General features: G+C 61.1%; 6 protein-coding genes. 1 reads left to right on the top strand and 5 read right to left on the bottom strand.

Features of this window, described 5'->3' with window-relative positions; all coding sequences use genetic code 11:
• Positions 1-11: 11 nt before the first annotated feature.
• From VQ071_RS08275 to VQ071_RS08265, 3 genes are all read right to left on the bottom strand, one after another.
• Positions 12-1,133: a S1C family serine protease gene (locus tag VQ071_RS08275; RefSeq protein WP_340513438.1), complete on the bottom strand. Its 1,122-nt coding sequence runs from the start codon at positions 1,131-1,133 to the stop codon at positions 12-14.
• Between the two features lie 172 nt (positions 1,134-1,305).
• The gene (locus VQ071_RS08270; RefSeq protein ID WP_340513437.1) at positions 1,306-1,512 is read right to left on the bottom strand and encodes a hypothetical protein; all 207 of its coding nucleotides are present in this window, start codon (positions 1,510-1,512) and stop codon (positions 1,306-1,308) included.
• A gap of 144 nt (positions 1,513-1,656) precedes the next feature.
• Positions 1,657-9,927 carry an S-layer homology domain-containing protein gene (locus VQ071_RS08265; RefSeq protein ID WP_340513435.1) on the bottom strand — a complete coding sequence of 2,757 codons (8,271 nt, stop codon included), beginning with the start codon at positions 9,925-9,927 and terminating at the stop codon, positions 1,657-1,659.
• 219 nt (positions 9,928-10,146) lie between these two features.
• Here VQ071_RS08265 and VQ071_RS08260 point away from each other — a divergent pair, with 219 nt between their 5' ends.
• Positions 10,147-10,662 (top strand): DinB family protein, encoded by a 516-nt coding sequence (locus VQ071_RS08260; protein ID WP_340513434.1) that lies wholly within the window; start codon positions 10,147-10,149, stop codon positions 10,660-10,662.
• A 144-nt stretch (positions 10,663-10,806) separates the two neighbouring features.
• Here VQ071_RS08260 and VQ071_RS08255 read toward each other — a convergent pair whose 3' ends face one another.
• Both VQ071_RS08255 and VQ071_RS08250 read right to left on the bottom strand, forming a co-directional pair.
• Positions 10,807-11,268 (bottom strand): GNAT family N-acetyltransferase, encoded by a 462-nt coding sequence (locus tag VQ071_RS08255; RefSeq protein WP_340513432.1) that lies wholly within the window; start codon positions 11,266-11,268, stop codon positions 10,807-10,809.
• Complete coding sequence (locus tag VQ071_RS08250) at positions 11,258-11,662, bottom strand: VOC family protein (RefSeq protein ID WP_340513431.1); 405 nt, start codon at positions 11,660-11,662, stop codon at positions 11,258-11,260. Before VQ071_RS08250 ends, VQ071_RS08255 begins: the two co-directional genes overlap by 11 nt.
• Positions 11,663-11,684: the final 22 nt, after the last annotated feature.

The raw sequence follows: 11,684 nt of genomic DNA, 5'->3' as shown, positions 1-11,684 counted from the left end.
TAGGCTCCTTTTTATTGAGACAAACTCTTGGATAATACGACCTGCCGGGTCACGAGATCCCCGTCCGCCAATACGGTGACGCCGATCTTCCCGCCGGGCAGATAAGACTTGAGCAGCTCGCTCAGCTCCACAAGCGTGGCAATCTGCTTGCCTCCGACCGCGTAAATCTGATCGCCGACCTTGAAGCCGGCGGCCTGCGCCTCGGCGGAGACGACAGCGGTGACGGTCATCGGCTCTTCGGTGGGCAGCCCGACGACGGCGGACCAGCTCTCCTCGAGCTCCAGGCCGAGCGAAGGCCGCATGACCTTGCCGTACTTGGCGAATTGATTCAACACGTATTGGACCGTGTCCGCCGGAATGGCGAAGCCCATGCTGTCGATGTCGACGTCGACGAACTTCATGGAGTTGATGCCGACGACCTCGCCCTTCATGTTCACGAGCGGACCGCCGCTGTTGCCCGGATTGATCGCCGCATCGGTCTGGATCAGGTTGTAGTCGTCGGAGACGGACCGGTTCAGCCCGCTGATGACCCCGACCGTAGCCGTGTTGCGCAGCGAAAAGGACACCGGCGTGCCAATGGCGATCGCCGTCTCGCCGACCGTCACCTTGAGCGGCGAAGCCGCAAACTTCGCGGGCTTGAGTCCGCTTGCCTTGATCTGCACAAGCGCCAGATCGCTGGTCGTGTCGACCTGCTTGCGCGTACCTGCATACTCCTTGCCATCCGCCGTGACGACGACGATCCGCGTCATGTCCTGCACGACATGAGCATTCGTGACGATTAATCCATCCGATTTGATGATGACGCCCGTCCCGTGAGCCAATGCGAACCGGCCGCCCTCGGTGTCCGGCTTGCCAATGATGGCGACGACGCTCGGCGCGACCTGCCTGATGACGGACGGCACGTCCGCAGGCGTATACTTGTACGTCTGGCTCGCCTTGTCGTACGTCCCGGCGCCGCCAAGCGCCGCAGTCATGGCGGTGGCTTTGACATACACTTCGCCGCCGATGACCTTGACCGGGAGGCTGACACTGCTGGCCGCCGGCGCGGCCGCAATCGCCGAACCGGCCGTCAGCACCCCGAACGAAAAAAATGCGGCGCAGATCGCCGCTTTGCCGTTTAATCTGTTGAACAATCCGCTCCCCAGCTTCCCCTCGTTCAGTAAGTAAATACCTATTCACAATAGCAGAATCGACGCTCCGGCGATATCGGAGATAATGTCATAATATGTCGAATTCAAAAAAAGAGAACCGACGGAATGTCGGTCCTCTTGTCCTTGGATAATAGTTGGGGTTGTGCCCGGCCGCTTACCAGCCGCTGACCATCTTCGCGTCCGCAATCAGGAACACGATCAGGGACACCGCCGTGAATCCGATGGCGAAAATGTTCTTGTTGCCGCGCTGCATAACCAGCCGCACGAGTCCGACGATGATCAGAACCGTGATGATAACCATGAAAATGTCGAATACCGCGAACGTGCTTGCGGATTCAGCCGCATTTTCCGCGAGAAACATGGGTTGTCCTCCCTTATCTCATAACTTTCCCAGTATCCTCTATGTTAGCCATAAGCGCCGCCCGGCGCAAGTCCGAATCTGGCGTCGTAACAACTTTGTCACAATCCTGCCTCGGAATTATACGATGTCCATCTCCGCCAATATTTATGACACCGGGTCGAACGCTAGCGGGATCGCCTGGCTCCTCTGCATACCCGGCGCGACTGCGATCAGTTCCATCGCAGCCGCAGGGTTCAGACGGGCTGTCATGCTGCTCATCGCGAAGTCGCCCGCACTATCGGCGGTCGTCGAATAGGAGCCGTTGCCGGTCCTGAACATGACGATTGCCCCCGGCTCCGTTTTCCCCTGCAGCCAGAATCCCGCAGCGTTGATGCTCTTGCTTGTCAGCTCAAGAGAGGTAACTGCATCAGCGGCAGCTTTGGGTTGCAGCAGCAGCGGTTCGCTGGCTTGCCGGCCCGGCAGCTGGGCGACAACTTTGTAGGTTTCTCCCGCTTTCAAATGGATAGACGGGTAGAAGCCAAAATAAAAGTATCCGTCTTTCTCTTGCGCGCCGCCCTGCGTCAGGATCATACCCGAAGCATTGCTCAGCGTCACCCAAGCCCCTGGTTCTGCGCGTCCTACAAAATCAAGCGAGCTGTCGAACAATTCTCGTACGGACGCCGGTGCTGCCGTCTGACCGCTGACCGCCTGCACGCGAGTCTTGACCTGTTCGCTCGGCAGCATCCCGATCAGCGTCGCCGCGATCGTCAGCTCGTCGCCCTCCTGAAGCAGGAAGTCGCCAGGCAACCCGATGCGAACAAAGGAGCCGAAGTCGGCACTCGGAAAGACCGTGTATTCTGCTCCGCCGTTCAACCTGAGCGTGTACAACGCGATATCCCCATTCTTCAGGAGATCCATCGTCCGATCCCCCGCGTAGACAGCGTGCAGCACACTCGGAGCTGGCGTCCTGTCCTGACCTGTCTCGACAACGAACATGTGGACGGCTCTTTCTCTCCCCGGCTCGGCAGCGTACAACGTCACGCCGCTATTCGCCGGCAAGCCCTCATACGAGGGGGATGTGCTCAGCTTGAACGTACCGTCCGTCACGGTCGTCGAGGTCGTGCCGGTCCCGAGCTGCAGGACAATTTCCGTGCCGATCGCGGCTCGTCCGGACACCAGGTAGCTTTTCTCATAAATCCGATGTTCGTCGACCTGCAATTCCGTCTGGCCTGATGCCGGCTCCGCCACGATTGCCTGGCGCTCGCTCGGCTGCTTGCCTGTCGCCTTGGCATACAGCTCGTATGTGCCGCCAGCCTGAATCGGCTGCAGCGGATGGAGCAGATCCATATAAAAATACCCGTCGTAATTGACGTATCCGAAGGCAATCTGTTCTCCTTGGTCATTCACTAAAAATGCTTGGCTGTCCGGCTCGCCCGTTCCCCGCAGGTTCAGTGTAGCCGGCGTGAACGAAAGGTCGCGCAATGCTATCGGTTTGGTCTTGCCGGACAATGGAGCAATCTCGAGCGTGACGGACTCGCTCGGGGACTTCCCGCGCACTGTCGCGATCAGACGCGCCGGTCCCACCGGCAGCGATTGGGAAGATGTCCAGCGGAAGACGTCATTCGACCATGTGCCCGATTCGGCCAGCACACGTCCATCGGCCGACTGAAGCTGCAAGCTTGATCCCGGCTCCACTGAACCGATCAGATCGAAGCCTTCCTCGGTGATGACGGAGTCCTTCATGAGCACCGGCTTCATTGTAGAGCTGCCCGGCGTCAGGATGACCGCGCTGATATCGCTCCTATATTTGCCTGGCGCAGCCGCCACAAGCTTAAAGACTGCATCGGCCGCTCCGCTCCAATAGCCCTCCAGGTAATACCGTCCCTCCTCATTTGCCGTTGTCCACGTAGAGCCGGAACCTTCAGGGTAAAGAAGCATGACTGTGGCCCAAGGGTCGGTAAGTCCGGTCAATTGAAACTCCCGGTTCAAAATCGATGAAGAAACGGAAGCGATCGCAGTCGTACCGCTCGCCTGCCCGATCGAGAGCGGGACTGTGTCGGAAGGCGCCTTGCCGATCGTATCGGCCGTCAGGCTGTAGGTCTGGCTCGCGCTTAGCGGCTTCCCGTCTCCGAACAGATTCATGAAATAATTAGTTGACGAATACGTATGGGCGGAAGCGACTGTCTGTCCGGCAGCATTGGTAATCGTGACCCGGCTATACGGCTGCGCTTGACCGATCCAGCTCAGCGATCCTTCGTCCAGCTTGGGCAGTACACCGACGTCTGTCTTGCCGTTCAGCGGCTGTACCTCCATAACTACCGGTTCGCTCTCCAGCTTGCCCGGCGTTAACGCCGTCAATTGAACTTTGCTCCCCGCCTTCAAACCGCCCTCGTCATCATAGAACATGAAGTCCGCACTCGTGCCGCTCTGCCAGTACAGCGTGGTGCCGTCCTGCTTCGCCAGCTTGACGATCGTATTCGGAGCCGCTTCCCCCCGGATGATCCAACCGTCTTCATAGACGGCGCTAACGGCATCGAGGACCGGTTGGTCCGTCGTCCCCGCAGGCGGCATGGCCGTAAACGCAACGGGTTCGCTGCGCGCCCAGCCGTCGGCTATCGCGATCAGATACGCGCTCTGTCCTGCCGGAATGTCGCGCCAATAGCCCACACTGTCCATCCTGAATTTGCCGGCATCGTCTGCGTAAGTGCCGTAGCTGCTGCTGTCGATCACGAGCTTAAGCCGTGCATGGGGCGCAGTCGTCCCTTTTATCACGAAGCCGTTCGTATAAAAGCCGCCTGACGTCACCGTCAATTCGGTGACACCGTTATTTGCGAGTACGACGATAGATGTCGGATCGCTCTCCGCCTTGCCTGATATGTCGGCCGTCAGGTACAACGTGTCGCCGGCATGAAACTGCACATTTTCAAGGCTGAAATAGACCCGGCCATCATCGCCGCCGCTGCTGGCGGCAAGCAGACGGCCGCTCTGGTCCTTCAGCCGGACGGTCGCATTCGGCTCTGCGCTGGCGCGAAGCTCGAACGAGCCTTCGTACAGCTCGTTCAAAGCGACCGGGCTGCCCGTCTGCCCGACGAGCGGCTCTACGAGGACGCTGACGGCATCGCTGGCCTGTCGGCCGAAGCCGATCGCACGAATCTCGATCGTGCTGCCAGCCGGCCATAAATGACGATAAAAATCGAAGAGATAAATCTGGCAGCTGCCGTCCGACGCGGCGCGTCCTTCGCCGATCATGAGGCCATCGGACGTCGTGGCCACGAGCAGGTCGCCTGCCGAAGCCCGACCGCGCACATAGGTGCTGTCCGCGTACACGGGGCTTGTAATAACCGGCGTGGCGGCGGCGGTGGCCGGTACCTGGAGCTGCGCCTCTGCGATCTTGCTGAGCGCGCGACCGGCTGTCTGGACTTGCATATGAACGATGGCGTCGGGATTGCCATCCATATACGCATAGTTATCAACAAGGCCATTTTCGTCAGCTTCCCATTGAAACCCACTGTTCCCGACTGTGATGCGCAAGGTTGCGCGCGGTACCGTCATGGCCCGTACCCACAGTACGCCGTCCCCGTAATATGCCCCTTCAATCTTAGGGCCGGGGAGCACTTCATCGGGCGAACGGGCCGTTAACGCCAACGCCTCGCTGGTCGACGCGCCGATCACGGTCGACGTCACGTTCAGCCTGGAACCCTCCAGCATGTCCGAAGGTTCCATATACCAGCGCGACGAACCGCTCGACCAGTCGCTGTCCAGATTCCATGTCGCTATCGATCCGTCCGATCGCTCGATGACCGTCAACCGGTACATGTTTTCGTTTTTCAAATTAATATAGAACCCGCCTGCGACCGGGTCCTCTACAGCCTGCGGCTTGGCCGCCTTCGGCAATTCCTCGGCGACGCGGACTGTGACAGGATCGCTCGGCAGCTTGCCGTGCTGGCGGGCGCGGATCGTGATCGTGTCGCCCGGGTTCATGCGTCTGGCGACCGCCGCGTAAAAATGATCGTCGGACGCCCGCGCGACAGCGTAGGATACCGATTCATCAAACTCAAGCGACGATGCCGGATCGAGTCTGCCTTCGATCAGAAGATAACCTGCTCCGGATTGTCCCGTCACGACCGGAGCGGCAGCCTTCGCGACAGCATGCAGCAACGGTACCGTGAGCGGCTCGCCGGCGCGCTTGCCGGGCGCCTTGGACTGCAGTGTCAGACGGTTGTCTTCGGTAAATACCTGCAAGTCGACATAGACGAGTCCTTCCGCGCCTGCCTCGGCGAACGCTTTGCGATCCCCGTCGCCGCCCGATACGCGAACGATGGCATACGGCTCCGTCCTGATCTCCATCCAATCGTCGCTATCGTAAACCTCGCTGTCGACAATCGGTTGGGCAGTCAGCTTCTCCGCGACGGCTCCCACCTCTACGCTCACGGGCACACTCGGCGCCTGACCCGGCGACCGCGCATACAGCCTCAGCTCACCTGCGGGCAACGGAGTACCGTCGGCCGGATAGAGATACACATATGCGCTATCGATCTCTGCTGCGGAGGCTGCCTCGTAGTGGGCCACCATCTTGCCCGAGCGGTCCAACAGATAGAGCGTCGCATCGGAGCGCGTCGTGACGCCGAGGAACCAGTCCCCCTCGTACGACGTACGGGCGGTCGGCGCCGCAGTCCGACCTTGAACGCCCTTGGCCGTCATTGCAATAGCTGAGCTTGGCTTTTTGCCTGGCGCCTGCGCCGTGACCGTGATCCGGTCTCCCGCTGCCAGTATAATGGAACCGTCGTACAGGAAAAACTGTCCGTCGGCTTGAGCAAGCGCCGTGGCCGTCTTGCCGCCCGCATCGGCCTTAATCGTCGCGCCGGCTTCCGCTGTGCCGGTCAGCAGGAGGGCGCCGCTGTATGCCGGCGCCGCGATCAGCGGCTCGGCTGTCTCCGCCAGTCCGGCAAACGCCGCCTCGACGGCTTCGAGCTTGTCCATGCCGCCAATCTCTTGGCGTACCGCACCTGCGGACAGCGCCTCATTCACCGCCTGCCGGGCTGTCAGAATGAGCTGCCCGTCGGACGCCGACACCGCGCTCGCCGCCGGCAGCTTGCCGATCGCCGCGGACGCGAGCTGCGTCTTTTCAGCCTTGAAGGCTGTCAATTCTGCGATCCGCGCCTCCGCAGCCACCAGCTTGGCCAGGCTCGGGATATGCTCGGCCGTAATACCCGGCAGCGCCAGCGCAGCGGAAGCCTTGGCTCGCGCTTCGGCGACCTTGCCGCTGTCGCCAAGCGTCAGTTGCCCGGCTTCGGGCAGAGCTGCGATCGCATCGCTCGCCGCCTGTGCCTGCTGGAGCGCGCTCAGCCGGGACTCTCCCGCCTTCAGCTTGGCCAGGTTGGAGATGTCCGTCTCGGCGGCGCCTCCTTCAAGAGCGGCCTGGACTTTGGATCTTGCCAGCTGCAAGGCCGGAATATCGGCAGGCTTGAGCTTGTCCGGCAAAGGCAAGGCAGCGATCGCCGCCAGCGCAGCCTTCACCAGATCTGCCTTTATGTTTTGCAGTTCGGTCAGCCGGGCTGTCAGCGCGGTCAGCTTGTCCATCCCGGACATGTCAGACGCCGTCGCGCCGAGCTGGATCGCGGCCGTCGCCTTGGTCTGGGCATCGCTGACGGCCCCGGCCTGCTGCAGCTTCAGCTCGGCTGCGGCGGGCAGCGCAGCGATCGCCTGGATCGCAGCTTGCACGGCCGTGTTTTTCTGCACCTCTAGCTCCTTGAGCCTGGCCTCCGCGGCGTTCAGCACGGACAGAGCTTCCAGCGTGGGCGGGATTGCGCCGAACAAGATCGCGGTGTCGACACTGCCGCGCAGCCACTCGATATAAGTGCGGTCGGACAGCGAGATCCGTTCGAACGAGGCCAGCTTCATCAGCTCTACCTGGACGGAGACTGCGAATTGCGCATTGCTGTCCAGCTTCTTTTCTAGCTCCACGAGTCGGTCTCTCGTCGCAACGTAGCGATCGATGCCGACAAAGTTTTTACTGGTAGCGCCGTTATCCTGGGCCCGCCTCATCGTCCGCTCCGCTTCGTTCACGAGCCACCGCGTCTGCGCGATCCCGTCGGCATCGATCGTCGCAGCGTCGGGGAGCTTGGCAAGCGCAGCGTTGGCATCCGCGATCATCTGGGCGAGCTGATCGAGGAAGCGGAGATCGAATTGTGCGCCGGACAACCGGGCGAGGCCCGTCAGCAGCGCATCCGGCACCTGCTCTTCCTCCCGCGCCAGACGCAGCGCTTCCTCGGCCGTCTTGAGCTTCCCTCTGAGATTGTCGCGGTCGTCGAGCCACACATCCTGCGGCAACGCCTGTACTGCCTCATTGAACGCGGCGGCCGCAAGCTGCTTGATCGTGCCCTCCGCTGCGACGAGCTTGTCCAGACCGACGATCTCGGCGGCGGGCTCGAGCAGCCATGCGCCTGTCGTCTTGGCGCGCGCCTCCCTGACGCTGAAGCGGTCGCCCAGCTTCAATCCAGAAACGCCCGGAAGCTTGGCAATCGCCGCCGCCGCGCTTGAGGCGGCCTGCTGCGCCAACGCATTGGCACGCGAGCCGGAGAGCTGGATAAAGAGATTGGCGTCGGAAGATTGCAAGGAATCGAGCCGGCCGTTCACCAGCAGTATCGCGCTCGCCTTCAGCTCGATCGAGGCCACTTGCGCAGACTCGCCGACGTTGACGCTCGCATCGCCTGCCGTCACGCTGATCGTACCGTCGAATTTGCCCGCCAGCTTGACCGAGGCAGGAGCCGCGATAACGATTGACGCAACCTCGCCTGCCGAATTCAGCTCCACGTCCGCCAGCACTTCAATCAGCGCCACGGTCGCTCCCGAATCGATGTTCAGCTTGGCGTCGTCCGCGCTCACCGTCACCTTGCCGTCAATGCCGCCCGCCAGACTGATCTGTTTGTTCGCGGCCCCGCTCTCCACACGGATATCGCCCAGGGAGCCGCCGTTTCCTTCCAGAATCGCGCCCGAGCCGACGCTCGTCTGTGCGACGCTCGTGCCTTGCTCCGCGACGATCCGTACGCTGGCGCTCTGACCCGCCGCATTGATGACCAGCTGCAGCCTCACCTTGACGCCGCTCAGGTGCACAGACTTGGACGCGCCGGAGAGGACCTCGATCGTATCCGCCTGCACATTGCGAAGCAGCAGCTCGCCGTCGGCGCCCGGATCAAGCTGCAGCTTGCCCCGGATAATCGCGGTGCCGGAGGCAGGGCCAAACACCTTGACGCCTCTGGCTACGCGGTAATCGCCCTGGTATTCGCCGGGTTCAATCGACGACAAAGTCGTTGCGCCGGTCATCGACTTGCCGGTGGATGCGCCTTTGTAGCTCAGCGCATATATCGTGCCCTGCTGCTGAATGCCCGTCGTCAGCACCGCCACTTTGTCGTTGCCCGCCTTGACCGAAGCGGCCGACACAGACAACGCAGGTGCGAAAACGAAGTCTTCGGCAGCTACGGCACCCACGGCTCTGTCGAATGTGACTTCGGCCGTACCGGTGCCGGTAGAGACGACAGACAAAACGGATGGCGCCGGCTGCTCAGAACCGCTGCCGCTGCCACCGCCTCCACCGCCGCCGGAACCGCCGCCGGGAGCCCCGCCTCCCGAACCGCCTCCGCCAGCCCCGCCGCCGGGAGCAGGCGTCTGTCCGGAAGTCCCCCCGGACGTTTCTCCGGTTTTCGGATCTTGCGGTTGGCCTGTCAGCTCCTCGGCTTTTTTCTCGTATTGCCCGCGATGCTCTACAAATTCAAAAGCAAGTCTTGCCAGCGCCTGACGATCCGCATGCTGCTTCGGATTGAAGCGGACGCTGCCGTCCTTGCCCGCCGTTCCCTGCAAAAAGCCGATCGAAAAGGCGAGCTTGACCGAAGGAAGCGCCCACGGTGCGACAGTCGACAAGTCCGATACGTCCGGCGTCGACCGAAGCTGTTCGGCCTTGTCCTGCAGCCCCATCGCTCTCACAAAAAAAGCCGCAAGCTGCTCCCGCGACACCTGTCCGTTCGGATCGAACCGGTCCGACGCTACGCCCGTCGCGATGCCTGCGCTCACGAGCGCTCCTGCGTAGCCCTTGTACCAAGCCGCAGCGGGAATATCGGCAAAGACTGCGGCCGCACCTGCATTTGGCTCAAGTCCTGCCGCGATCGACAAAACCTTCGATAACTCCGCCCGAGTCATGGCGTTTTTGGGCCTGTACGTGCCATCCTGGAATCCGGACAGAATGCCTCTGTCAACTAGCGCTTGTATCTCGCTGCGGGCATAGCTCCCGCCGATATCGGACAATGAAACCGATGCCGCTGCTTGGCTTCCGGCCGGAGCCGCAGCCGCTTGATTCGCGCCGAATCCGAGCGACTGCGCAAGCAATAGCATTGCTACGATTGTTGCCGTGATCGACTTCCACTTGCGAAATTTCCCGTTCATTAATTCTTTATGCCTCCCCAAATGGTGGAATTTTAGTGTAGAAGTCCTAAAAATATAAATTCAGTATAAGGGGCAACTGAAAGAAATACATCTTAATAATTCATTTAGACCCATTTTTTTCTGTCAGGCTGGACAAGCATAGACATCGCGCTTCAATTGTGAGATTCTGTGAACATCAGAGCAATTCAAATCAAATAACAGTCTATAGGAGTGAAGTCCGTGCGCGAACGTCCAGCTGTATCCGAGTACACCCCCTACCAGGCCCAATACGTCTCGCTCGTACCCGAAGGCGACCTGATCGAGATTCTGGAGTCGCAGAGAGCGCGCACGCTCAGCCTGATCGCCGGACTGACGGAAGAACAGGCGAACTACCGGTATGCGCCCGACAAGTGGACACTGAAGCAGGTCATTGGCCATATCAGCGACAATGAGCGCATTATGAGCTATCGGCTGCTCCGCATTGCGCGCGGCGACCAGACGGATCTGCCGGGCTACGATCAGGATGTGCTCGTGCCGAATGCACCCTTCGAGGGATGGAGCCTCGAGCAACTGGCCGAAGACTATCGCGCGGTCCGCGAGTCGACGCTTACCCTGCTGCGCGGTCTATCTGCGGACGACTGGAAGCGGATCGGCACCGCAAACGGCACCCCGATCAGCGCGCTGGCGCTCGCCTGCATCAATAGCGGCCACGAGCTGCATCACCTGCGGATTGTCGAAGAAAAGTATGTAAAGTAAACTTTGCGCACGCAAAAAAGCGGGGGTCCGTAAATTCGGGACTGCCCGCTTTTAATTTGACCGGAGCTGTGCCTGCCTACCGCAGCTCGCGATCCGTACAATCGATGACTGAGCGCGGATCGAGCGCCGACTGGCCTTGAACAGTCAATCCGTCGCCTGCACGCTACTTTTCATATGAACGCTGTAAGCCGCGAAGCCCGCCTTCTCCCAGAACGCGATGCCCCGGGCATTGCCTGCCAGCACATCGATCGTCAGGCGGCAGGCCGGGCCGAGCCGCTCCCGCAGCAGCGCGATGCCCGCCAGCCCGAAGCCCGCTCGCCGGTACGGCCTGCGGATCAGGTATTGCCTCAGGTAGACATCCCCGTCGTCCTGCCGGCGATACAGCGCATAGCCTGCCGCGTCCCCGTCCCCCATGCAGAGCAGCAGCGCCGTCCACTCGGACGAGTCCAGCCAGCCTGACATCCGCGCTTCAAGCTCGGCGTCCGTCATCGGATTGGCGCTGCCTTCGTCCTCGATGAGCTCGCGGTTCATCGCCGCCAGCAGCTTGAGATCCGCGGACGATGCTGATTTCCATGCGAGCGCAGTTCCGTCTTGGTTAGCGTTCATTGGCCAGCCCTTCGCCTGACAACAGCTGGATGCATTCGGCCCGGTTTCCAAAAGGATCTCGGAACTCGAAACGGTCATAGCCGGGGATCGGCACCGAATCCAGAATACGGACGCCATGGCTTTGCAGGTAACGCGAGGCTTCCTTGGCGTCGCCCACCTCGTACGCGACATGCGCCTTCGAAGCGGCGCGATCCACGCCGTCTTCGGTGCCGATATGAAGCGTCAGATTGCCCGTCCGTACCCACAAGCCGCCCCGTCCGGCCAGCGATTCGGGCTTCGGGACCTCCTCCAAGCCGAGCACGCCGCAATAGAAGGCTCTGGCATCTTCCTCCGCGCCGGTCGGAATGGTGATCTGTACATGATGAATCGCCATCGCAAGCGGACTTCTGGTCATCGTCAGTCTCCCTTCCGCCAAT

The sequence above is a fragment of the Cohnella sp. 56 genome, from assembly GCF_037963805.1.
Taxonomy (GTDB): Bacteria; Bacillota; Bacilli; order Paenibacillales; family Paenibacillaceae; genus Cohnella.
The sequence above is the reverse complement of the archived record's forward strand: the minus strand, read 5'-3'. Positions and strand labels throughout refer to the sequence as shown.